This is a genomic window from Pantoea sp. UBA7232 (assembly GCF_002473195.1).
In the GTDB taxonomy this organism is placed as follows: domain Bacteria; phylum Pseudomonadota; class Gammaproteobacteria; order Enterobacterales; family Enterobacteriaceae; genus Pantoea; species Pantoea eucrina.
Genome location: NZ_DKTK01000012.1, coordinates 154,913 through 177,832 on the forward strand (window position 1 = coordinate 154,913; position 22,920 = coordinate 177,832).

Genomic DNA, 22,920 nt, shown 5'->3' on the forward strand with positions numbered 1-22,920 from the left:
GGTTACCCTTACTCTCTTTTTCATCATGCCTGCGCCTGCAGCCGTGACCAGCATGCAGGCAGCAGACGTCAGGATGTTGCTTTTTTGCCGCTGGGGCTGAAGAACCCCTCAAGCACCACCAGCGCCGCGCCGATGCAGATGCCGCAGTCAGCGATATTGAACGTGGCGAAGTGCCAGTTACCGACATAAAAGTCGATAAAGTCGACGACAAAACCGTGCCAGGCGCGATCGAACAGGTTGCCAAGCGCCCCGCCAACAATCAGCGCATACGCAATATTGCTGAGCCTGTTGCTGGCGCGGTTGCGATACATCATCACCAGCAGCGCGACCACAATGGCAATGGCAATACCGGCAAAGAACCAGCGCTGCCAGCCACCTTTGTCTGCCAGGAAACTGAACGCGGCGCCATAGTTATGCGCATAGAACAGGTTCAGAAACGGCATCAGCGGCTGCGTTTCATGCAGCATCATATTGTTCATGACCCACACTTTGCTGGCCATATCGATACCAATGACGACCAGCACCAGCCAGATCCAGCGCAGTCCGGTAGAACTGAGTTTAGTCATCAGGCAAATTTCCGTACTTCACCGTCACCGGCTACGTTTGAGTAACAGCGTCCGCACACGTCGGCGTGCTCCGGATTCTGGCCTATGTCGGTAGTATAGTGCCAGCAGCGCGGGCACTTCTCGCCTTCTGCTTTATGCAGAACGATTTTCAGCCCTTTCAGCAGGTCGCTCTGCTGCGCCTCATCGCTCGCTGTTGCGTAATCGGCTACCGTCGCGCCGGAGGTCAGCAGCACAAAACGCAGCTCGTCGCCAAGCGCCTGCAGCTTCGCACCCAGTTCCGGCTCCGCGTAAAGCGTGACCGTCGCTTCCAGCGCGCCACCGATGCGCTTGTCGCTGCGCGCCTGCTCGATCGCTTTGTTGACTTCGCCGCGGACTTTCAGCAGATCGGCCCAGAACGCATCGTTCATCGGCTCATCCGCCGCAAGACCGAACAGATTGTCATACCACTCTTCAGTGAAGACATACTGCGCGCGTTCGCCCGGCAGGTGACCCCAGATCTCATCAGCGGTAAAGGACATGACAGGCGCCATCCAGCGCACCAGCGCCTCCACAATGTGCCACAGCGCGGTCTGGCAGCTGCGACGCGCCAGGCTGTCGCCCTTCGCGGTGTACTGGCGATCTTTAATCACATCCAGGTAGAACGACCCCATCTCAATGGAGCAGAAGTGCATCAGACGCTGCACCACTTCATGGAAGTCGTAGTTTTCATAGGAGGCAACGATATCCTGCTGTGCAGCCAGCGCACGTCCTACCGCCCAGCGATCGACCACCACCATCTCTTCCGGCGTAACGCAGTCAGTAGCCGGATTAAAGCCCGCCAGGTTAGCCAGCAGGAAGCGTGCGGTGTTACGAATACGGCGATAGCTGTCGGCAGCGCGTTTCAGGATCTCATCCGATACCGCCATTTCGCCGGAGTAGTCGGTAGAGGCGACCCACAGACGCAGAATGTCGGCGCCAAGCTTATCCATCACATCCTGCGGCGCTACCGTGTTGCCGATCGACTTCGACATCTTGCGACCCTGACCATCCACGGTAAACCCGTGCGTCAGAACCTGACGATAAGGCGCTTTGCCTTTCATCGCCGTAGAGATCATCAGCGAGGACATAAACCAGCCGCGATGCTGATCGGAGCCTTCCAGATACATATCCGGCGCGTGTCCCTCAAACTCCGGACGCGCATCGACTACCGAGAAGCTGGTTGATCCCGAGTCAAACCACACATCCAGCGTATCCGGCACTTTCACGTACAGATCGGCGTCGTCACCCATCAGTTCGCGCGGATCGAGATCCCACCACGCCTGAATGCCATCCTGCTCCACGCGCTGCGCCACTTTCTCCATCAGCTCAAGCGTGTCAGGGTGCAGCTGCTCACTCTCTTTATGCACAAACAGCGCCATGGGCACGCCCCAGGTACGCTGACGCGAGATGCACCAGTCAGGACGGTTGGCAACCATCGCTTCGATACGCGCCTGACCCCAGTCCGGGATCCACTGCACGCCTTTAATCTCTTTCAGCGACTGCGCGCGCAGCCCCTGCTGATCCATGCTGATAAACCACTGCGGCGTCGCCCGGAAGATGATTGGCGTTTTGTGACGCCAGCAGTGTGGGTAGCTGTGCAGCAGTTTCTCCACGTGGAGCAGCGCGCCCTTCTCTTTCAGCAGCTCAACAATCATGTCGTTAGCTTTGAAGACATTAACGCCATCAAGCGACGGATAAGTGCCCGGCAGATAGGTACCATCTGGTGCCACCGGGTTAGCGGTCTCGATGCCATACTTCTGACCGATTACGTAGTCATCCGGGCCGTGTCCAGGCGCGGTATGCACCGCACCGGTACCCGCTTCCAGCGTAACGTGCTCACCCAGCACCACTTTCGACTGAACCTGCGTCAGGAACGGATGCTGAAACAGCTGCAGCTCCAGCGCTGCCCCCTGGCATTCACCCAGCACCTGCCACTCGCTGATGCCGGCGCGCTTCATCACGCTCTCCACCAGATCTTTAGCGAGGATCAAGCTGCGGCCCTCAATCTGGACCAGCTGGTACTCAAATTCAGGATGCAGGGAGATCGCGCGGTTGGCGGGCATGGTCCACGGCGTGGTGGTCCAGATCACCAGTGAAACCGGCCCCTCTGAGGCGCTGACGCCAAAGGCTGACCGCACCGCGTCGGCATCCAGCGCGTTGAACATCACGTCGATAGACGGCGAGGTTTTGTCGTAATACTCAACTTCCGCTTCCGCCAGCGCTGAACGGCAATCCATACACCAGTGCACCGGCTTCGCGCCTTTGTGCAAATGGCCGTTACCGATGATTTTGCCCAGTGCACGGATGATGTTGGCTTCGGTCGTGAAGTTCATGGTCAGATAGGGACGATCCCAGTCGCCCAGCACGCCAAGGCGGATAAAATCTTTTTTCTGCCCTTCTACCTGCTCAGCGGCATAGCTGCGGCAGGCGGCACGAAACTCTGCCGCGCTGACTTTCTCGCCCGGCTTGCCAATCATCTGCTCAACTTTGTGCTCGATCGGTAAGCCGTGACAGTCCCAGCCCGGAACATAGGGTGAGTCGTACCCTGCCATGCCTTTCGACTTGACAATAATGTCTTTCAGAATCTTGTTAACAGAGTGACCAATATGAATATTGCCGTTTGCGTACGGAGGGCCATCATGCAGGATGAAGGTTTTTTTCCCTTTTTTGGCGGCGCGGATGATGCCGTAGAGATTGTCATCGTACCAGCGCTGCAGCATGCCCGGTTCGCGTTTGGCCAGATCGCCACGCATCGGGAACCCCGTTTCCGGCAAATTCAGGGTAGATTTATAGTCACTCATCAGATTCTCGATTCCGTCTGTCGGTCATTAAACCGGTGTTTGTAGCCCAAAGAATTGGCGGGCTGTCACCACATCTTTTGCAATTTGTTCTTTCAGCGCATCCAGCGAGGAAAAGCGCTGTTCGTCGCGGATCTTCTGTTTCAGCACCACCTCAATATGGCGGCCATAGAGATCCATATGTGTGTCGAGCAGATGAACTTCAAGCTGCTGACGTAAACCTTTTACCGTCGGGCGGGTACCGATGTTGGCGACGCCAGGCACCGGCTCTGCGGTCAGACCCAGCACTTCCACGGCAAACACGCCCTTAACCGGCGTGACCGCGCGACGCAGCGGCAGATTAGCGGTCGGGAAACCTATGGTACGGCCCAGTGCATCACCGTGCACCACGCGGCCTGAAATGCTGAAGGGATGGCCAAGCAGCTGCTGCGCCTGCGCAAAATCATCCTGCGCCAGCGCCTGACGGACAGCCGTACTGCTGATGCGCTTACCGCTGTCGCAGAAGGTCTGGGTGCTGATGACCTCAAAGCCATACTCTGCACCCGCTTTCTGTAATAACAGGAAATCCCCTTCGCGACCAGCGCCGAAGCGGAAATCATCACCCACCGCCAGAAAACGCACGTCGAGTTTCTCCACCAGCAGCTCGCTGATAAAACGCTGAGCCGGATAAGCGGCAAACTGACGATCAAACCGGATGCAGAGTACGGCGTCGACGCCAGCACGCTGCAGCCAGCGCAGTTTTTCACGCAGCCGCGTCAGACGGGCCGGTGCTTTTTCACCTGCAAACAGCTCCAGCGGCTGCGGTTCAAACAGCATTACCACCACCGGCAGGTTGCGCTTACGGCCCTCTGCAATCAGCTGCGCCATCAGCGCCTGATGACCGCGATGCACACCATCGAAATTACCAATGGTCAGAACGCAGCCGCGATGCTGCTGTTTCAGATTATAAATACCGCGGATTAACTTCATGGCTGACTCAAACCGGTGGAAATCGGCGGATTATACCCTTGAATAGCGCTCAGGTTAACCCGTATACACGCCTTTCCTGTGCTGAAGCGCCCTCTGGCCCGCCGGCGCGCAACAAATCACCATACCCGATGAAGAAATTGTTGCGAAATACTGTATTCAGAGCGGGGTTGCTGGTAGAATCTTGCGCCATCAATTACGTAAGCGGGTGTCGTGGTTAAAACGACGCTTATTTGCACAAATCCATTGACAAAAGAAGGCGCAAAAGGCATAGTCCTCGGCCTTTGATTTGTCCATATAGAACACATTTGGGAGTTGGACCTTGGCTAATATCAAATCAGCTAAGAAACGCGCCGTAACATCTGAGAAACGTCGCAAGCATAACGCGAGCAACCGTTCTATGATGCGTACTTTCATCAAGAAAGTATACGCGGCTATCGCAACCGGCGACAAAGCTGCTGCGCAGAACGCATTCAACGAAATGCAACCAATCGTGGACCGTCAGGCTGCTAAAGGTCTGATCCACAAAAACAAAGCTGCACGCCATAAAGCAAACCTGGTGGCTCAGATCAACAAACTGGCTTAATCGCCCGTCTGTTTTTCGCTTTGTAGAAAGAACCGGCTTATTGCCGGTTTTTTTGTGCCTGTTATCTGCCGCTGGCAGAGTATGAGGAGGCTGACGCCTCCTCTCCGGTTAACGCAGCTTAACGCGCAATAGCGTATAGCCAATCACCGCTGACAGCAGCGAGCCGCTAAGAATACCCAGTTTCGAGAACGTCACCAGCTCTTCATGCGCGGCGTCAAAGGCCAGCGAACTGATAAAGATAGACATGGTAAAGCCGATACCGCACAGCACGCCTATGGCCATGATATCGCGTATCGTTGTCCCGCCCGGCAGCGCCGCCAGACGCAGTTTTACGGCCAGCCAGCAGAACAGCGTAATACCCAGCGGTTTACCAATCAGTAACCCGAGGATAATCCCCAGCGGCTCTGGTGAGAACACATCACCAAAGGTGATACCACTCAGTGAAATCCCGGCGTTAGCAAACGCGAACAGCGGCAGAATCAGCCAGTTCACCCACGGCATCAGACCATGCGCCAGATGCTCTGCCGGTGAATGCCCCTCTTTCTCCTCCAGCGGTACAAAGAAGCCGACCACCACGCCTGCCAGCGTGGCGTGCACGCCTGATTTCAGCACCGCGGTCCAGAGCACAATTCCGACCAGCATATAGACGGCGATATTCCGCACGCCACAGCGGTTAAGCAGGGCCAGCACCACAATCGCCGCTGCCGCCACGCTGAGCGACAGCACAGAGAGATCACTGGTGTAGAAGAGTGCGATAATCACAATCGCGCCAAGGTCGTCAATGATGGCCAGCGCCATCAGGAACACTTTCAGCGCCACGGGAACACGACTGCCAAGCAGCGCCAGCACGCCCAGGGCGAACGCGATATCGGTCGCGGTCGGGATCGCCCAGCCGTTGCGGGCAATCTCGTTATCATGGTTGAAGATCAGGAAAATCAGCGCCGGGGCGACCATGCCGCCGAGGGCAGCGATCACCGGGAAAATGGCGCGATCGCGACTGGCCAGCTCGCCGCTGATTAACTCGCGTTTTACTTCCAGGCCGATTAGCAGAAAGAACAGCGCCATCAGCGCATCGTTGATCCACAGCAGCAGGTTCTTGCTGATATCGAGTGCGCCAAAGCGGATCTGCACCGGCTCAGCGAGAAAGCTCTGATAGCCAGCGGCTGTCTCTGCACTGTTTGCCAGAATCATGGCCGCGACCGCAGCGAGAATTAATACCATGCCGTTGCTGGCATCACTTTCTATAAAGCTTTTCAGCAACGTTTTAATCGAACGGGGCTTATTCACAACTCCTCCTGAGCAAAAACAATTTGTTAAGGAGTGTAACCGCGTTAACCCTGTGATAAAAGCCGCTTGCCGCGTCTTTACGCCAGTTTAAAATTAATAAAAAAGCGGAGAGTCACCTCTCCGCTTTTCGTGTGTTGCCCTGGCGCTGAATCAGCGCGTCAGGTCATCAAAGAACTTCTTCACGCCGTCAAAGAAGCTTTTTGAACGCGGGCTGTTCTTTTCACCGCTCGGGCCACCAAAGCTCTCTTCCAGCTCGCGCAGCAGCGCTTTCTGCTTATCGTTCAGGCTGACCGGGGTTTCCACCACCACGCGGCACAGCAGGTCGCCAACGGCGCCACCGCGCACTGATTTCACGCCTTTACCACGCATGCGGAACAGCTTGCCGGTCTGGGTCTCCGCAGGCACCTTCAGCTTCACGCGGCCGTCCAGCGTCGGCACTTCAATCTCTCCGCCCAGCGCCGCCATCGCAAAGTTGATCGGCACTTCGCAGTAGAGGTTATTCTCTTCGCGCTCAAAGATAGGGTGCTTCTTCACCGATACCTGAACGTAGAGATCGCCCGCCGGTGCGCCATGCTCGCCCGCTTCCCCTTCGCCACTCAGACGAATACGGTCGCCGGTGTCTACCCCCGCCGGAATTTTTACCGACAGCGTTTTCTGACGCTCTACGCGCCCATGACCATGACAGGCGTTGCACGGATCTTTGATGACCGAGCCGCGACCGTGACAGGTCGGACACGCCTGCTGTACGGTGAAGAAACCCTGACGCATCTGTACCTGGCCTGCACCGTGGCAGGTCGGACAGGTCTGTGGCTGCGTGCCCGCTTTGGCGCCGCTGCCGTGGCAGACGTCGCACTCTTCCAGTACCGGGATGCGGATCTCTTTGGTCACGCCGCGTACCGCTTCTTCCAGCGTCAGCTCCATGTTGTAGCGTAAATCGGCACCGCGTGATGCACGCTGACGGCGACCGCCGCCAAAGATATCGCCAAATACGTCGCCAAAGATATCGCTGAAGTCTGCGCCGCCACCGCCGAAGCCGCCACCAAAGCCGCCGCCACCGCCACCCTGTTCAAAGGCTGCGTGACCATACTGGTCATAGGCCGCACGCTTCTGAGCATCCGTCAGAATTTCGTACGCTTCCTTCACTTCTTTAAATTTTGCTTCGGCTTCTTTGTCGCCCGGATTACGGTCCGGGTGATATTTCATCGCCAGGCGCTTATAAGCCTTTTTGATTTCACGCTCATCAGCCGATTTTGAGACGCCTAAGATCTCGTAAAAATCACTCTTAGCCATTTTGTTCTGCCCTTAACATAGTTGCACGGGCGTGGAGAAACTCCTACGCCCGTGCTGGTTTCAACGGCTGTCAGGCCAGCCGTCGCGCCCGGTCAGGGGCAATTATTTTTTATCTTTAACTTCTTCGAACTCAGCGTCGACCACGTCATCCTGCTGCTGTGCTGACGCGTCGCCGGCGTCCGCTGCGCCTGCCTGACCCTGCTGCTGTGCCATCTCCATTAGTTTGCCGGAGACTTCCATCAGCGCCTGCATTTTCGCTTCGATAGCCGCTTTGTCTTCGCCTTTCAGCGCGGTATTCAGCTCAGTCAGTGCAGCTTCGATAGGTGCTTTGTCTTCTGCAGAGAGCTTATCGCCCGCTTCATCCAGCTGCTTGCGGGTGCTGTGCGCAATCTGGTCACCCTGGTTGCGCGTCTGTACCAGCTCTTCAAACTTGCGGTCAGATTCAGCGTTCGCTTCCGCGTCACGCACCATTTTTTCGATCTCATCCTCGTTCAGACCAGAAGAGGCTTTAATGGTGATTTTCTGCTCTTTACCGCTGTTTTTATCTTTCGCTGACACATGCAGAATACCATCAGCATCAATGTCAAAGGTGACTTCGATCTGCGGCATACCGCGTGGTGCAGGCTGAATGCCGTCGAGATTAAACTGACCCAGCGATTTGTTATCGCCAGAACGTTTACGCTCACCCTGCAGCACGTGAATGGTCACGGCAGACTGGTTATCTTCAGCAGTAGAGAACACCTGACTGTGTTTGGTCGGGATAGTGGTGTTCTTGCTGATCAGCGCGGTCATTACGCCGCCCATGGTTTCAATACCCAGCGACAGCGGCGTTACGTCCAGCAGCAGAACGTCTTTCACATCACCTGCCAGTACGCCACCCTGAACAGCAGCACCGACCGCTACGGCTTCATCCGGGTTAACATCTTTACGCGGCTCTTTGCCGAAGAACTCGGTCACTTTCGCCTGCACCATTGGCATACGAGTCTGACCACCTACCAGGATGACATCGTTGATGTCAGAGACTGACAGGCCAGCATCCTGCAGCGCAACTTTCAGCGGCTCAATTGAACGGGTTACCAGGTCTTCTACCAGAGATTCCAGTTTCGCACGCGTCACTTTGATGTTCAGGTGTTTAGGACCGGTTGCATCTGCCGTGATATATGGCAGGTTAACGTCGGTCTGCTGCGCAGAAGAGAGTTCAATTTTTGCTTTCTCAGCGGCTTCTTTCAGACGCTGCATCGCCAGCGGATCGTTATGCAGATCGATACCCTGGTCTTTCTTAAACTCGGCTACCAGATAGTTGATCAGGCGGCTATCGAAGTCTTCACCACCCAGGTGGGTATCACCGTTGGTTGCCAGTACTTCAAAGGTTTTTTCGCCATCAACGTCGTCGATCTCAATGATTGAGATATCGAAAGTACCACCACCCAGGTCATAAACCGCGATAGTACGGTTGCCCTGACCTTTGTCCAGACCGTAAGCCAGCGCTGCTGCGGTTGGTTCGTTGATGATACGCTTAACGTCCAGGCCCGCGATACGGCCCGCATCTTTGGTCGCCTGACGCTGTGCGTCATTGAAGTAAGCCGGTACGGTAATAACCGCTTCAGTCACCGCTTCACCGAGGAAATCTTCCGCGGTTTTCTTCATTTTCTTCAGCACTTCAGCAGAGATCTGCGGCGGTGCCATTTTCTGGCCCTTCACGTCCAGCCATGCGTCACCGTTGTCAGAACCGGTGATTTTGTACGGCATGATTTTAATATCACGCTGTACTTCTTCGTCCTGGAAACGACGACCAATTAAACGCTTGATAGCGAACAGGGTGTTCTGCGGGTTGGTCACTGCCTGACGTTTAGCCGGCTGACCTACCAGCGTTTCGCCGTCTGCGGTATACGCAATGATTGACGGCGTGGTGCGATCGCCTTCAGCGTTTTCCAGCACGCGTGCCTTGCCGCCGTCCATGATCGCCACACAAGAGTTGGTTGTACCCAGGTCAATACCAATAATCTTACCCATCTAAACGTCTCCCACGTAAATTCTTTGTCAAATTGGGTTGTGATGCAGAGATGTGGTCGTTACCGCCACTTTCAACTGCGACTGCAGGCTTTTTTGCTGCCTCACAACGCCCGATGACAAGTAAATGGGGCCGCTTCGATGCGCATCAAGGGTTAAAAGCAAAAAATATTTCGATTCTTTTACCCGGAAGGGATAAATGGCGGAAAAATGTACAACTTCAGCAGCAGTACGGCGGAGCAGTGCTGCCCGCCGTACCGGGCTCATCAGGATAAAGAGCGCGAGGAGTGCCCCGCTGGCTGACGTGCGTCACGCCACAGCCAGCAGCCGACAGCGGCACCGATCGCCGCCAGCGCCAGCACATACCAGGCCGGTGCCATAGGCGTCAGCTGCATCATCAGCGTTACGCTGACGGGCGTCAGGCCGCCGAAAATCGCGTAAGCAACATTGTATGAGAAAGAGATGCCGGTAAAGCGTACCGCTGGCGGAAAGGCGCGCACCATGACAAACGGCACTACGCCTACCACACCGACGCTCAGTCCCGCCACGCCGTACCAGAAAAACAGCATCTGCGGCGCGCTGCCGGTGTTTTGGAAAAAGTGCCAGCTGCAGAAAGCCAGCAGCAGCGATCCCGCTATCAGCGTACGCGCCGCACCCGCGCGATCTACGATCCAGCCTGCCAGCACGCATCCGACCAGCAGCATTACGGTCGCCAGGCTGTTGGCCTGCAGGCTCAGCGCAGCAGGCACGCGCTGTTTCTGCATCAGTGCGGGCGCCATTAAAATCACCACTACAATGCAGGCGGAGAGCAGCCAGGTCAGCAGCATTGAGATCGCAATACTGCGCTTGTGGTGCAGCAAAATAGCCTGCAGCGGCAGCCGTTCAGACAGCGTTTTCCGCTGCTGCATCTGCTGAAATACCGGCGTTTCATGCAGCCAGCGACGCAGGTACATCGCCAGCAGTCCAAACAGGCCGCCGAGAAAGAACGGCAGCCGCCAGCCGTAATCGCGCATTGCCGCTGGCGAAATCGTGCTGTTAAGCAGCGTCGCTACCAGTGAACCCAGCAGGATACCGGCAGTGAGGCCTGCGGTCAGGGTGCCGCAGGCAAAGCCGGTACGCTTTTCCGGAACGTGCTCAGCAACAAATACCCAGGCGCCCGGCACTTCACCGCCAATTGCCGCCCCCTGCAGCATCCGCAATAGCAGCATTAGCAGCGGTGCAGCGATACCTATGCTTGCATAGGTGGGCAGTGCGCCCATCGCCAGGGTCGGCAGCGCCATCAGCAGAATACTCAGGCTGAACATCTTTTTCCGGCCGACTTTGTCACCAAAGTGCGCCATAACAATGCCGCCCAGCGGTCGCGCCAGATAGCCGGCAGCAAAAATACCAAACGTCTGCACCTGACGCAGCCAGTCAGGCATATCGGGCGGGAAAAAGAGCTCGCCAATGACGGCAGCAAAGAAGATAAAAATAATGAAGTCGTAGAATTCCAGCGCCCCGCCAAGGGCAGCCAGCGACAGGGTTTTATAGTCCTGCCGGTTAAGTCGATGCGAGGTGAGCGAGTCCATAACGGTGCGGTATCCAGAGCCGGGAAAGGTAGAGCAGACGTTACTATACCGGCAAACCCGCACCACACCAGCAAGGCTGAATTTTATGCCTGAAAAGCCTTATATTCAGAGGTTTGTCTCACGCCGTGCGCTTTTGGGACGAAATGCTGCTACCACTGCCGCATGCGTCTCGATATAGGGTCCTTCCAGCAGCTGCAGGCAGTAAGGCACGGCGGCAAAAATTCCGGGTACCCTTACGCTGCCATCCTCCGCTTTTACCCCTTCCAGCGTCTCCTTAATCGATTTCGGCTGGCCGGGCAGATTCAGGATCAGCGACTGTTTGCGGATAACCCCTGCCTGGCGTGACAAAATGGCAGTGGGTACAAACTGCAGGCTGATCTGACGCATCTGCTCACCAAAGCCAGGCATTTCGCGATCCGCTACCGCCAGCGTCGCATCCGGCGTCACGTCACGTCGTGCCGGCCCGGTACCGCCGGTGGTCAGCACCAGATGGCAGAAGCGTTCATCCACCAGCTCGCAGATCGCCTGTTCAATCATCGGCTGTTCATCCGGCACCAGCCGCGTCTCCAGCTCGAAGGGTGTTGCCAGCGCAGTGCTGAGCCAGCTCTCCAGTGCCGGAATGCCCTGATCCTGATAAATGCCGTTTGCTGCGCGATCGGAAACGGAAATTAATCCAATGCGTAAAGTATCCATAAGAGTATCGCTGTGGTTAGCCGCGTGGCGGCAAAGAAAGAGAGATGCAGAAAGGATAATACAAAGCGCAGAGCAGAGAAACGCGTAATGCCGCGGCGGCGAGGCACCGCCACGGCGTCATGCTTACAGCAGTTCGGTCAGCATCTTTTCAAGTTTGCCCTGATCAACGGCAAAGTTGCGAATACCTTCCGCCAGCTTAGTCACCGCCATAGGATCCTGATTATGCTGCCACAGGAACTCCGCTTCGGTCATTTTCGCCGGACGCTCGCTGATCTCGCCGCTGTAGCTCAGCTTGCGCTCAACGCTGCCTTCGCTCTCAGCCAGCTCTTTCAGCAGGCCCGGAGAGATGGTCAGACGGTCGCAGCCCGCCAGCTCAATGATTTCGCCCACGTTACGGAAGCTGGCACCCATCACTACAGTTTCATAGCCGTGCTGTTTGTAGTAGCTGTAGATTTCAGATACGGACACCACGCCTGGATCTTCATGCGGCGCATACTCTTTTTTATCGGTGTTCTGCTTGTACCAGTCGAGAATACGGCCTACGAATGGAGAGATCAGGAAAACGCCCGCTTCTGCACAGGCGCGTGCCTGCGCAAACGAGAACAGCAGCGTAAGGTTACAGTTGATACCCTCTTTTTCCAGCTGCTCCGCTGCACGGATGCCCTGCCAGGTTGAAGCGAGTTTGATCAGAATACGATCGTTGCTGATGCCTGCGTCGTTGTAGAGTTTGATCAGGCTGCGCGCTTTCGCGATGCTCGCTTCGGTATCGTAGGAGAGGCGTGCATCAACTTCTGTGGAAATGCGGCCCGGGATCAGTTTGAGGATCTCCAGCCCGATGTTGACAGCCAGTTTGTCAGAGACCAGCGCCAGCTGCTCTTCCTTGTTGCTGCTCTGCTGACGCGCCCAGCCGATCGCTTCATCAATCAGCTTGCGGTATTCAGGGATTTGGGCAGCGTTGAGGATCAGGGAAGGGTTTGTCGTGGCATCCTGTGGCTGATAGAGCTTCATCGCTGCAATATCACCGGTGTCGGCGACCACGGTAGTCAGCTGACGCAGGGAAGTAAGTTTATCCGTCATGGTTCTCTTTTCTCTTTGGTTGACTGTCAGGGTATAAAAGGCTGAATCGATAATATCACGCGCAATCAGCGGCGCAACATCGTGGCGTGCCCTTTACGATAGCGCTGACGAATAGGAGTGATTTGCCGATTGATGCCGCTTTTTTGATACACTCCGCGCAATAAATTTTCCGTTAATGTCCTGATATTTAAGCAGGCGCACAAGGAGACCCGGTATGCTGATGGTGATTTCACCGGCTAAAACGCTGGATTATGAGAGCCCGCTTGCCACCCCCCGCTTTACCCAGCCTGAGCTGCTGGAAAAATCGCAGCAGCTGATTGACGTTGCGCGCGCCCTCTCTCCGGCTGATATCGCTTCGCTGATGCGTATCAGCGACAAGCTGGCGCACCTGAATGCCGAGCGCTTTAACCAGTGGCAGCCGCACTTTTCGCCGGAAAATGCGCGTCCGGCTATTCTGGCGTTCAAAGGGGATGTTTATACCGGCCTGCAGGCTGAACGCTTTAGCGAGGCAGATTTTGATTTTGCCCAGCAGCACCTGCGTATGCTCTCTGGTTTGTATGGCCTGCTGCGCCCGCTGGATCTGATGCAGCCCTACCGGCTGGAGATGGGTACCCGACTGGCAAACCCGGCTGGCCGCGATCTCTATAGTTTCTGGGGCGATACGCTCACGGAAGCGCTGAATCAGGCGCTACAGGCGCAGGGTGACCAGGTGCTGATTAACCTGGCGTCAGATGAATATTTCCGGGCGGTAAAGCCGGCGAAACTTAATGCCCGGCTGATAAAGCCGGTGTTTCTGGATGAAAAGGGCGGCCACTATAAGGTCATCAGTTTTTATGCCAAAAAAGCGCGCGGTCTGATGAGCCGTTTTGTGATTGAGCATCGTCTGACACAGCCAGATCAGCTGAAGCAGTTTGATGCAGATGGATACCGTTTTGATGCGGCAGCCAGCCAGGGAAATGAGCTGGTGTTTAAGCGTCAGGAACAGCGATAAATCAGTTTATGCCGGGGCGTCATCGCGTTTCGTATGCGCATCAATCCGGGCGCCATGAATGGCGCCCCTACAGGGGATGGGAGATATCCGTAGGGGGCGCATTTATGCGCCCCTGGCGTGTTTATGCGCCCCTGGCATCATCACGTTTCGCACGCGCATCAACCCGGGCGCCATGAATGGCGCCCCTACAGGGGATGGGATATCCGTAGGGGGCGCATTTATGCGCCCCTGGCGTGTTTATGCGCCCCTGGCCGCCATGGACTACGCCCCGATCTGTTACTGCAGCAGGAATTTGCGTAGTGCGGCAAACTCTGCCGACATCTGGTGTGACAGCAGCGGCAGATCGGCGCGATCGGCCAGCGCCTGCGGCAGCGTAAGCGTCTGTCCCAGAATCTCCTCTACGCTCTCGCGGAATTTCGCCGGATGCGCTGTACCAAGGAACAATCCATACTCACCTTCCTGCAGCTGATCGCGCAGCAGACGATAAGCGATGGCCGCATGCGGCTCTGAGAGATAACCCAGATCGGCCAGCTCGCGCATCGTGGCCTGCGTCGTCTCATCAGAAACCGCACCGTAAGCGAGATCGGTCAGACGCCAGGTTTTACGGCGGAACAGCTCTTCCACGCGCGGCCAGTTATTCGGCTGGCTGACATCCATTGCGTTTGACAGGGTAGCCACGGTGGCATTCGGCTGCCAGGCACCGTTGCCAAGAAAGCGCGGTACGGTGTCGTTGGCGTTGGTTGCGGCAATAAACCGTTTGATTGGCAGACCGAGCGATTTCGCCAGCAGGCCGGCCGTGAGATCGCCAAAGTTACCGCTGGGTACGGAAACCACCAGCTGATTACGCTGCTCCTGCGGAAGCTGTGCGACCGCCTCAAAGTAGTAGCAGATCTGCGCCAGCAGACGGCTGATATTGATGGAGTTAGCGGAGTTAAGGCCAATCGCTTTTTTCAGCTCCTCATCATCAAACGCCTGCTTAACCAGCGACTGACAGGTATCGAAATCGCCATCAATTGCGATAGTTTCAATATTGCCACCCAGCGTGCAGAACAGTTTTTCCTGCAGGGCGCTGATTTTGCCCTGCGGATAGAGGATCACTACACGCACATTGTCCATACCGTAGAAAGCGTGCGCCACGGCGGCCCCGGTATCACCCGAGGTGGCAGTCAGAATAGTGATCTGCTCATCTGCGCCGGAGACATAGGAGAGCATCTGCGCCATAAAGCGGCCGCCGAAATCTTTGAATGCCAGCGTCGGGCCGTGGAACAGCTCCAGACAGGCGATATCTTCGCTGACTTTCGCCACCGGTGCCGGGAAGGTAAAGGCCGTTTTGACCCGCTCAGCCAGCTGATGCGGGGTAACTTCATCCCCGATATAAGCAGACAGGATTTTGCTGCTGCGGCTGACAAAGTCCATCTCCAGCATCGCATCGATATCGGTCAGTTCAAATTCCGGCAGCTCCAGTGGAAAGAACAGCCCCTGCTGCGAGCCCAGCCCCTGTTTGACTGCCTGCGAGAAGCTGACCTGCTCGTTGTGATCCTTAAGATTATAGAGTTTCATACGTTATCCCAGTTTACGTGCGCCAGCCGTATCAAGACGGCAGATATGGACGAAGCCTTCTTCATTCTGCAGATAGTGCTGGCTCAGCCAGTCTGCCATCCGCTGCGCCGTTGCCATCTCATTGCAAACAGCGAAAAGCGTCGGACCGGAGCCCGAAATGCCGCAGGCCAGCGCGCCGATATCGGCTGCCGCCTGCCGTGCCGCGGCGAAGCCCGGCAGCAGTTTGGTGCGGTACGGTTCGGCCACCACATCCTGCATTAACTTAGCCGCCAGCTGCGGCTGCCGGGTATGGCAGGCGTGAATAAAGCCCGCCAGCAGGCGGCCATGTTTAATCACATCCTGCTTGCGATATTGCGCCGGCAGAATCGCCCGCGCTTCCGCGGTAGAAACTTTAATGCCGGGATACGCCATAACCCACAGCCACTCATCAAAGCACGGCACCTGCTGGCTGATAATCCCCTGCTCTTCAATCATTAATTGTACGCCGCCGAGGAAGCAGGGAGCCACATTGTCATAATGTACGCTGCCAGAGATACGCCCTTCCAGCTCGCCCATCAGCGCCAGCAGTGCGGTATCGCTGAGCGGCTTGCCGCAGAATTCGTTCATCGCCATTAAGCCTGCCACGACGGAACAGGCGCTGGAGCCGAGGCCGGAGCCGATCGGCATATTTTTCTCCAGCGTCATCGCCACCGGCACTTCTTTGCCAATCGCCTGACAGAAACGCTTCCAGCATTGATAAACGATATTTTCTTTGGGATCGTCAGGCAGCTTGCTGACAAAACGACCGCGATTCTCAAGGCTGAAACGATCGGCCGCTTCAACTGCCACACAGTCGCCCAGCAGCGATCCATCCACCGGTGACACTGCGGCTCCCAGCACGTCAAAGCCAACGCTGACGTTGCCGATGGAGGCCGGTGCATAAATTTTTACCATCATTAAACTCCTAACTTCCACGACAGCGTACGCAGCAAATCAGCAAACACGCCCGCTGCGGTAACATCATTCCCTGCACCATACCCGCGCAGTACCAGCGGAATCGGCTGATAGTAGCGGCTATAGAACGCCAGCGCATTTTCACCGTTTTTCACTTTGCACAGCGGATCGTTGCCATCTACTGCATCAATTTTAACGCTGCAGTGACCATCTTCTGCAATCGCTCCGACAAAACGCAACACTTTGCCTTCATCGCGCGCCTGAGCGACGCGTGCTGCAAAGGCATTATCCAGCTCCGGCAGACGCGCCATAAACTGATCCGCATCCGCCAGTTCAGTCAGGCTGGCAGGCAGAAGCGGCTCGATGGTGATATCGCTCAGCTCCAGCTGATGCCCCGCTTCGCGCGCCAGGATCAGCAGCTTGCGCGCCACATCCATTCCTGACAGGTCGTCACGCGGATCGGGTTCAGTAAAGCCCATCTCGCGCGCCAGCGTGGTTGCCTGGGAGAGCGACATCCCCTCATCCAGTTTGCCAAAGATAAAAGAGAGCGAGCCGGAGAGAATGCCGGAAAACTTAATCAGTTCATCGCCCGCGTTCAGCAGGTTCTGCAGGTTTTCAATCACCGGCAGACCGGCACCGACGTTGGTATCATAAAGAAACTTGCGACGCGACTTCGCAGCGGCAGCCCGCATCTGCTGGTAGTAGTTCCACGAGGAGGTGTTCGCCTTTTTATTAGGCGTCACGACATGAAAACCTTCGGCAAGGAAGTCAGCATACTGGTCGGCCACCGCCTGACTTGAGGTACAGTCGACGATCACCGGATTAAGCAGGTGATACTCTTTTACCAGCCGGATCAGACGTCCGAGGTTAAACGGCTCGCGCGCCTCACTCAGCGCCCCTTTCCAGTCTTTAAGGTCGATACCGTGGACGTTGGTCAGCAGCGCGCGCGAATTTGCGATCCCGCAGACGCGCAGATCGATATGTTTGCCTTTCAGCCACGCCTGCTGGCGATGCAGCTGATCCAGCAGCGCACCGCCGACGCCGCCGACGCCGACAACGAACACTTCAATCACCTGATCGGTCGCGAACAGCATCTGATGCACAACGCGCACGCCGGTAGTCACATCGTCATTGCTTACCACGACAGAGATTGAGCGTTCGGAAGAGCCCTGGGCGATCGCCACGATATTAATATTGGCGCGTGCCAGTGCCGAAAAGAATTTTGCGGAGATGCCGCGCAGCGTACGCATGCCATCGCCTACCACCGAAATCACCGCCAGCTGCTCCAGCACATCCAGCGGATCGAGCAGGCCCTCTTTCAGCTCAAGATGAAACTCCTCTTCCAGCACGCGCCGCGCGCGCGCCTGCTCGCTCTGGGGTACGCAGAAGCTGATACTGTATTCGGAGGAGGATTGGGTGATCAGCACTACGGAGATGCCGGTGCGGGACATCGCAGCAAACACGCGCGCGGCCATGCCCACCATGCCTTTCATGCCGGGGCCGGAGACGTTGAACATCGCCATGTTGTTTAGGTGGGTGATGCCTTTAACCGGATTTTCGTCATCGCTGCCCTCGCCGCCAATCAGCGTACCGGGCGCCTGCGGATTAGCGGTGTTTTTAATCAGGCAGGGGATCTGAAACTGTGCGATCGGCGCAATGGTACGCGGGTGCAGAACTTTGGCGCCAAAGTAGGAGAGCTCCATCGCCTCCTGATAGGACATCGACTTCAGCAGGCGTGCATCGGGCACCTGACGCGGATCGCAGGTATAGACGCCATCGACATCGGTCCAGATTTCGCAGCAGTCAGCGCGCAGGCAGGCGGCCAGTACGGCAGCAGAGTAGTCGGAACCGTTGCGCCCCAGTACGACCAGCTCGCCTTTTTCGTTACCGGCGGTGAAGCCAGCCATCAGGATCATATGATCGGCCGGGATCTGACTGGCGGCAATGCGCCGGCTGGATTCAGGGATATCCACTGTGGACTCCAGATAGTGTCCCACGGCCAGCAGCTTCTCAACCGGATCGATCACGGTCACCTGATAACCACGCGCCTGCAGCAGCGCCTCCATAATGGCAATCGACAGCTTTTCACCCCGGCAGATGATAGCAGCATTGACCGCGTCCGGGCACTGCCCCAGCAGGCTGATACCGTGCAGCACCTGCTTAAGCTGAGCAAACTCCAGCGCAACAAAGGTATTGATGCGCTCAGCGTCAAACCCCGGCTGGGCGGCCGCAAGCCCCTGCAGGAGATCGGCAAAAATGCGCTCGGCGTCGCTGATATTCGGCAGGGGATCCTGGCCGCTGATGGTTTTTTCAATCATCGCCACCAGGTGATTAGTAATTTTTGCGGGTGCAGAGAGCACGGTGGCAACCTGTCCCTGCTGCGCATTGCTTTCCAGAATGTCCGCTACGCGCAGAAAACGCTCTGCGTTTGCTACTGAGGTTCCGCCGAATTTCAGCACTCGCATGGTTAAAACTCTCCTGAATTTTTGCCGAAAAAAAAGCCCGCACTGTTGAGGTGCGGGCTTCTTTTTTATTTTTTCCTGTATGCGTCAGCCCGCACCGTTACCTGTGGTAATGGTGGTGGTAATAATTGTTGTGGTGTTCAGGCTGTCGTTACGCATTAAGATTTTTCTGTCTGTCTTTGTCTTGTCCGTCTGCCTTCCAGAAGTAAAGCAAAGCGCACGTTAAGTCAACGAATTTGTCTTTTGCCGCTGAACCTGCAGCCGGGCAGTGCTGCGCTGGATCGGGTAAATGGTGTTGCGATCGTTCAGCCCCGAGGCAAGATGCCCGATCAGCAACTATCTGTTCAGGATTTTGCCGAGTAATGCTCTGCCAGCTTTTTTTCCACATCGTGCAGCAGCCGGTGCAGCATTGCGCTGTCGCGCTGCTCCAGCAGACCGATGCGTTGATCGATCCAGTCCACCATCTTGGTGTCATCGCTCACCTCAAGCGTCGTGAGCAGCTGCTGAAATCGCTGACGCAGCGCCTGCAGCTGCAGCGCATTGGCCGTTTCTGCCGGGGTGACGGTGACCTGATTAAGCGAGGCGAGCTGATAGCAGTAGACCATTACCGCCTGTCCCAGATTGAGTGAGGGATAATCCGCCGCCATAGGAATACCGGTCAGCAGATCGACCTGGTCCAGCTCCTCGTTCGTCAGCCCGCTATCTTCACGACCAAATACCAGCGCAATGCGCGGCAGCCACTGTCGCTTTTCCTGCAGAATAGTTTCTACCTGCACAGGCGTGGCATAGTAGCGAAACTTCGCCCGGCTGCGCGCCGTGGTGGCAACAGAAAAATCGACATCGGCCAGCGCGTCACTTAGCGTGGCATACGTCTGAACATTGTCGAGGATTTCACCGGCGCCGTGCGCAACGCGCCGCGCCGCCGGATCCTGCCACGCATCGCTGGCGACAATGCGCAGCTCTGTAAAACCCATGGTTTTCATCGCGCGGGCAGCGGCACCAATATTTTCCGGACGGGCGGGTGAAACTAAAATCAGGGGAAAAGACATAATTTTTCCAGTAGCAAATTAACACTATGCGCTATGGTGGCATGCAGCGAAAAAAATACCAATTGTTATGCAGTGATAAAGCAGAATGTTAATAATGTTAAACTGCCGGAATAAATTGTACTGATGGCATTTATCGCGATCAGGCAGATATTATGCGCTTATAAAAAATAAATCCTGTTAATTCATAATACTACGCCAGCTATTTATGCAGTTTGCATACGTTTAAAAGCGCGGGCTAAATGTAGCGAAAATGCTGCTTTTTGTGAGCTAAGCTGGCAATACAGGAGAAGTTTTTCATAAAAGTGTTAACGTGCTACACTTGCTTTTGATATAAGTCAACGAAGCGTTGTTTTTATGCTTATCGGTTGTTGCTGGTGCTGTTAGGTTGCTGTTAATGCGGTTAGGATAAACGTTATTCCGATCCCAACGGGGCGCACAGATATTCATTCTGACCGGCTGAGCTGACACTGAAGTTGACCTGATGGATGGTATATTCCGAAGATTATTTCGTACTCCGGCTGCGCACACGCCTTTATTCTGTCGCGGCAACGGCGGTACGCCCTGTTTTCGATTTGTTGGCAAATTTTAGGTAGCAAAACATGCAGACCCCGCACATTCTTATCGTTGAAGACGAACTGGTCACGCGTAACACGCTAAAAAGTATTTTTGAGGCGGAAGGTTACGTGGTCTATGAAGCCACTGACGGTGCTGAAATGCATCAGGTTTTAACAGACAATGACGTAAACCTGGTGATTATGGATATCAACCTCCCAGGGAAAAATGGATTGCTGCTGGCGCGCGAGCTGCGTGAACAGGCAAACGTCGCGCTGATGTTTCTGACCGGTCGCGATAATGAAGTGGATAAGATCCTTGGCCTGGAAATTGGTGCTGATGACTACATCACCAAACCTTTTAATCCGCGTGAGCTAACCATTCGCGCGCGTAATCTGCTGTCGCGCACCATGAACCTGGCGATGCCGGGTGAAGAGCGCCGTCAGGTAGAGAGCTACCGCTTTAACGGCTGGGAGCTGGATATCAACAGCCGTTCCCTGATCAGTCCAAACGGTGAGCAGTATAAGCTACCGCGCAGCGAGTTCCGCGCGATGCTGCACTTCTGCGAAAATCCGGGCAAAATTCAGACGCGTGCCGATCTGCTTAAGAAGATGACCGGTCGCGAGCTTAAGCCGCATGACCGTACCGTGGACGTCACGATTCGCCGTATTCGTAAACATTTCGAGTCGACGCCCGATACGCCGGAAATCATCGCCACCATCCATGGCGAAGGCTATCGCTTCTGCGGTGAGCTGCAGGATTAAGTTGAACAATAAAAAAACGCCCGTTCGGGCGTTTTTTTTGGCTGCTTTAATGCCACGGCATAATGGGCACTGCGCTTAGCGCGTTTTTCGGCGATCCATCCACAACCTTATCTGAGTAGCTCAGATAGACCAGCGCGTTGCGTTTCTGGTCAAAAAAGCGCACCACCTGCAGCTTCTTAAACACCAGCGACGTCCGCTTACGAAACACGACTTCTCCCTGCGCCTTGCCTTGTGCGATTTTCTCGCTAAGCTCTACAGGCCCTACCTGCTGGCAGGAGATAGCCGCATCCGATGTATCTTCAGCCAGCCCCAGGCCCCCTTTGATACCGCCGGTTTTAGCCCGGCTGATATAGCAGGTGACATTTTTCACGTCCGGATCGTCGAACGCCTCGACCACGATCTTATGATCGGGGCCGAAAATTTTGAATACGGTGTCAACAGAGCCGATCTCCTCCGCCAGCGCGACGGGAGTGAGCATAAAAGTTGCCAGCGTGACTATAAGAGCGCGATTTATTGTCATTGGGTTACCATTGCAAAGGAAAGAGATGTGGCGATAATGTACCGTCACCAGAACAAAGAACCAAACCTGAACGGGTTATCACCCGCATTGATATAGCACAGTTGATCAACACACAAGCGCCGCGCGTTTGTGCATTTAGTGCTATTATTCGACGACTTCATCGTTGCGCCACCAGAGAGTTATGAGGATGTTTTATGGACCAAGCCGGTATCATTCGCGATTTGCTTGTCTGGCTGGAGAGCCATCTGGATCAGCCGCTTTCACTTGATAACGTTGCACTGAAAGCGGGTTACTCCAAATGGCACCTGCAACGGATGTTTAAAGAGGTCACCGGACACGCCATCGGGGCCTATATCCGTGCGCGTCGGCTCTCCAAAGCCGCCGTGGCGCTGCGTCTGACCAGCCGCCCTATCCTCGATATCGCTCTGCAGTATCGCTTCGATTCACAGCAGACATTTACGCGCGCGTTTAAGAAACAGTTTAATCAGACGCCCGCCTGGTATCGCCGCTCATCCGAGTGGAACTCTTACGGTATCCGCCCGCCCATTCGTCTGGATAACCAGCCCGTGCCGGAAGCACAATTTGTCACGCTGCCGGAGACGATTCTGGTGGGCCAGACGCAGAGTTATACCTGCGCGCTGGAGCAGATCTCCCGCTACCGTGATGAGATGCGCGTGCATTTCTGGAAACAGTTCCTGCTGGAAACCGATACCGTGCCGCCGGTGCTTTATGGTCTGCATCAGGTGCGCGCCAGCCATGAGAAAGATGATGAGCAGGAGATCCTCTATACCACTGCCGTGCCGGCCGATCAGCAGGCGCTGAATATGCAGTCAAACCAGCGCGTGACGCTGGAAGCGGGCGACTACGTGCAGTTCAGCTATGAGGGTCCGCGCGTCGCGCTGCAGGAGTTTATCCTGATGCTCTACGGCACCTGCATGCCGCTGCTGGGGCTGATCCGTCGTCAGGGGCAGGATATTGAGCGATTCTATACCCACGGCGGCAAAAAGCGCAGCGAACCGCCTGCCGATATTCGCTGCGAATACCTGATCCCGATCCGCCCGCAGCCCGTTAATTAATCGCCAAAGAACCTCGTCGGGCGCATTAACCCGGACGCCATTAATGGCGCCCCTACATTTTCCGTAGGGGGCGCATTAATGCGCCCCTGGCCGCGGGAAAAAACGTCATCACGTTCCGTACGCCCATTAATTAGGGCGCCATTAATGACGTCAT

The 22,920-nt window shown here is 55.8% G+C and carries 20 protein-coding genes and 1 other annotated feature; of the genes, 5 read left to right on the top strand and 15 right to left on the bottom strand.

The window, feature by feature from the left end; genetic code table 11:
- Positions 1 to 68 precede the first annotated feature (68 nt).
- The 3 genes from lspA to ribF are packed head-to-tail and all read right to left on the bottom strand — an operon-like array spanning position 69 to position 4,351.
- Complete coding sequence (gene lspA / locus B4056_RS12760; RefSeq protein ID WP_071669089.1) at positions 69 to 566, bottom strand: signal peptidase II; 498 nt, start codon at positions 564 to 566, stop codon at positions 69 to 71.
- On the bottom strand, positions 566 to 3,385 hold the full coding sequence (gene ileS, locus B4056_RS12765; RefSeq protein ID WP_094110720.1) for an isoleucine--tRNA ligase: 2,820 nt from the start codon (positions 3,383 to 3,385) through the stop codon (positions 566 to 568). Before ileS ends, lspA begins: the two co-directional genes overlap by 1 nt.
- Before the next feature lie 27 nt (positions 3,386 to 3,412).
- The gene (gene ribF / locus B4056_RS12770; RefSeq protein ID WP_039382487.1) at positions 3,413 to 4,351 is read right to left on the bottom strand and encodes a bifunctional riboflavin kinase/FAD synthetase; all 939 of its coding nucleotides are present in this window, start codon (positions 4,349 to 4,351) and stop codon (positions 3,413 to 3,415) included.
- Between the two features lie 319 nt (positions 4,352 to 4,670).
- On the opposite strand from ribF, the gene rpsT reads away from it, so the two are divergent.
- Complete coding sequence (rpsT, locus tag B4056_RS12775; RefSeq protein WP_039382484.1) at positions 4,671 to 4,934, top strand: 30S ribosomal protein S20; 264 nt, start codon at positions 4,671 to 4,673, stop codon at positions 4,932 to 4,934.
- A gap of 108 nt (positions 4,935 to 5,042) precedes the next feature.
- Here the strand turns inward: rpsT and nhaA are convergent, their stop codons facing one another.
- The 3 genes from nhaA to dnaK all read right to left on the bottom strand — a co-directional run bounded on the left by nhaA (position 5,043) and on the right by dnaK (position 9,524).
- Positions 5,043 to 6,221, bottom strand: coding sequence for a Na+/H+ antiporter NhaA (gene nhaA / locus B4056_RS12780; RefSeq protein ID WP_094110718.1), 1,179 nt, complete (start codon positions 6,219 to 6,221; stop codon positions 5,043 to 5,045).
- A gap of 150 nt (positions 6,222 to 6,371) precedes the next feature.
- Positions 6,372 to 7,511: a molecular chaperone DnaJ gene (gene dnaJ / locus B4056_RS12785; RefSeq protein WP_071669092.1), complete on the bottom strand. Its 1,140-nt coding sequence runs from the start codon at positions 7,509 to 7,511 to the stop codon at positions 6,372 to 6,374.
- 102 nt (positions 7,512 to 7,613) lie between these two features.
- Entirely contained in the window at positions 7,614 to 9,524 is a 1,911-nt protein-coding gene (gene dnaK, locus B4056_RS12790) for a molecular chaperone DnaK (protein WP_039382477.1), read from the bottom strand.
- Positions 9,525 to 9,574: 50 nt separating this feature from the next.
- On the opposite strand from dnaK, the gene B4056_RS12795 reads away from it, so the two are divergent.
- Positions 9,575 to 9,796 carry a hypothetical protein gene (locus tag B4056_RS12795; RefSeq protein ID WP_128083759.1) on the top strand — a complete coding sequence of 74 codons (222 nt, stop codon included), beginning with the start codon at positions 9,575 to 9,577 and terminating at the stop codon, positions 9,794 to 9,796.
- Here the strand turns inward: B4056_RS12795 and B4056_RS12800 are convergent.
- The 3 genes from B4056_RS12800 to tal form a co-directional block, all read right to left on the bottom strand.
- The gene (locus tag B4056_RS12800) at positions 9,788 to 11,089 is read right to left on the bottom strand and encodes an MFS transporter (protein WP_288654919.1); all 1,302 of its coding nucleotides are present in this window, start codon (positions 11,087 to 11,089) and stop codon (positions 9,788 to 9,790) included. The two genes, B4056_RS12795 and B4056_RS12800, sit on opposite strands and share 9 nt — an antisense overlap.
- Positions 11,090 to 11,194: 105 nt before the next feature.
- Positions 11,195 to 11,782 carry a molybdopterin adenylyltransferase gene (gene mog / locus B4056_RS12805; protein WP_071669094.1) on the bottom strand — a complete coding sequence of 196 codons (588 nt, stop codon included), beginning with the start codon at positions 11,780 to 11,782 and terminating at the stop codon, positions 11,195 to 11,197.
- 123 nt (positions 11,783 to 11,905) lie between these two features.
- Complete coding sequence (gene tal / locus B4056_RS12810) at positions 11,906 to 12,859, bottom strand: transaldolase (RefSeq protein ID WP_094110716.1); 954 nt, start codon at positions 12,857 to 12,859, stop codon at positions 11,906 to 11,908.
- Positions 12,860 to 13,073: 214 nt separating this feature from the next.
- Between tal and yaaA the strand changes: the two genes are divergently transcribed.
- Positions 13,074 to 13,850 carry a peroxide stress protein YaaA gene (gene yaaA, locus B4056_RS12815; protein WP_094110715.1) on the top strand — a complete coding sequence of 259 codons (777 nt, stop codon included), beginning with the start codon at positions 13,074 to 13,076 and terminating at the stop codon, positions 13,848 to 13,850.
- A gap of 276 nt (positions 13,851 to 14,126) precedes the next feature.
- On the opposite strand, the gene thrC is transcribed toward yaaA, so the two are convergent.
- From thrC to B4056_RS12835, 5 genes are all read right to left on the bottom strand, one after another.
- Entirely contained in the window at positions 14,127 to 15,410 is a 1,284-nt protein-coding gene (gene thrC, locus B4056_RS12820; protein ID WP_094110714.1) for a threonine synthase, read from the bottom strand.
- A 3-nt stretch (positions 15,411 to 15,413) separates the two neighbouring features.
- Complete coding sequence (gene thrB / locus B4056_RS12825; RefSeq protein ID WP_288654924.1) at positions 15,414 to 16,343, bottom strand: homoserine kinase; 930 nt, start codon at positions 16,341 to 16,343, stop codon at positions 15,414 to 15,416.
- Between the two features lie 2 nt (positions 16,344 to 16,345).
- Entirely contained in the window at positions 16,346 to 18,808 is a 2,463-nt protein-coding gene (gene thrA / locus B4056_RS12830; RefSeq protein ID WP_288654922.1) for a bifunctional aspartate kinase/homoserine dehydrogenase I, read from the bottom strand.
- Positions 18,809 to 18,834: 26 nt separating this feature from the next.
- Positions 18,835 to 18,957: a sequence feature (Thr leader region), on the bottom strand.
- The gene (gene thrL, locus B4056_RS17050) at positions 18,893 to 18,964 is read right to left on the bottom strand and encodes a thr operon leader peptide (RefSeq protein ID WP_071669149.1); all 72 of its coding nucleotides are present in this window, start codon (positions 18,962 to 18,964) and stop codon (positions 18,893 to 18,895) included. Its footprint overlaps the feature before it by 65 nt.
- Before the next feature lie 185 nt (positions 18,965 to 19,149).
- Positions 19,150 to 19,854: a tRNA/rRNA methyltransferase gene (locus B4056_RS12835; RefSeq protein ID WP_071669099.1), complete on the bottom strand. Its 705-nt coding sequence runs from the start codon at positions 19,852 to 19,854 to the stop codon at positions 19,150 to 19,152.
- A 599-nt stretch (positions 19,855 to 20,453) separates the two neighbouring features.
- On the opposite strand from B4056_RS12835, the gene arcA reads away from it, so the two are divergent.
- A complete protein-coding gene (gene arcA / locus B4056_RS12840; protein ID WP_039382461.1) occupies positions 20,454 to 21,170 on the top strand; it encodes a two-component system response regulator ArcA in 717 nt (238 codons plus the stop codon).
- Between the two features lie 46 nt (positions 21,171 to 21,216).
- On the opposite strand, the gene creA is transcribed toward arcA, so the two are convergent.
- Positions 21,217 to 21,690 carry a protein CreA gene (gene creA, locus B4056_RS12845; protein WP_039382459.1) on the bottom strand — a complete coding sequence of 158 codons (474 nt, stop codon included), beginning with the start codon at positions 21,688 to 21,690 and terminating at the stop codon, positions 21,217 to 21,219.
- A gap of 194 nt (positions 21,691 to 21,884) precedes the next feature.
- On the opposite strand from creA, the gene robA reads away from it, so the two are divergent.
- Positions 21,885 to 22,766 (top strand): MDR efflux pump AcrAB transcriptional activator RobA, encoded by an 882-nt coding sequence (gene robA, locus B4056_RS12850; protein WP_039382458.1) that lies wholly within the window; start codon positions 21,885 to 21,887, stop codon positions 22,764 to 22,766.
- Positions 22,767 to 22,920 lie beyond the last annotated feature (154 nt).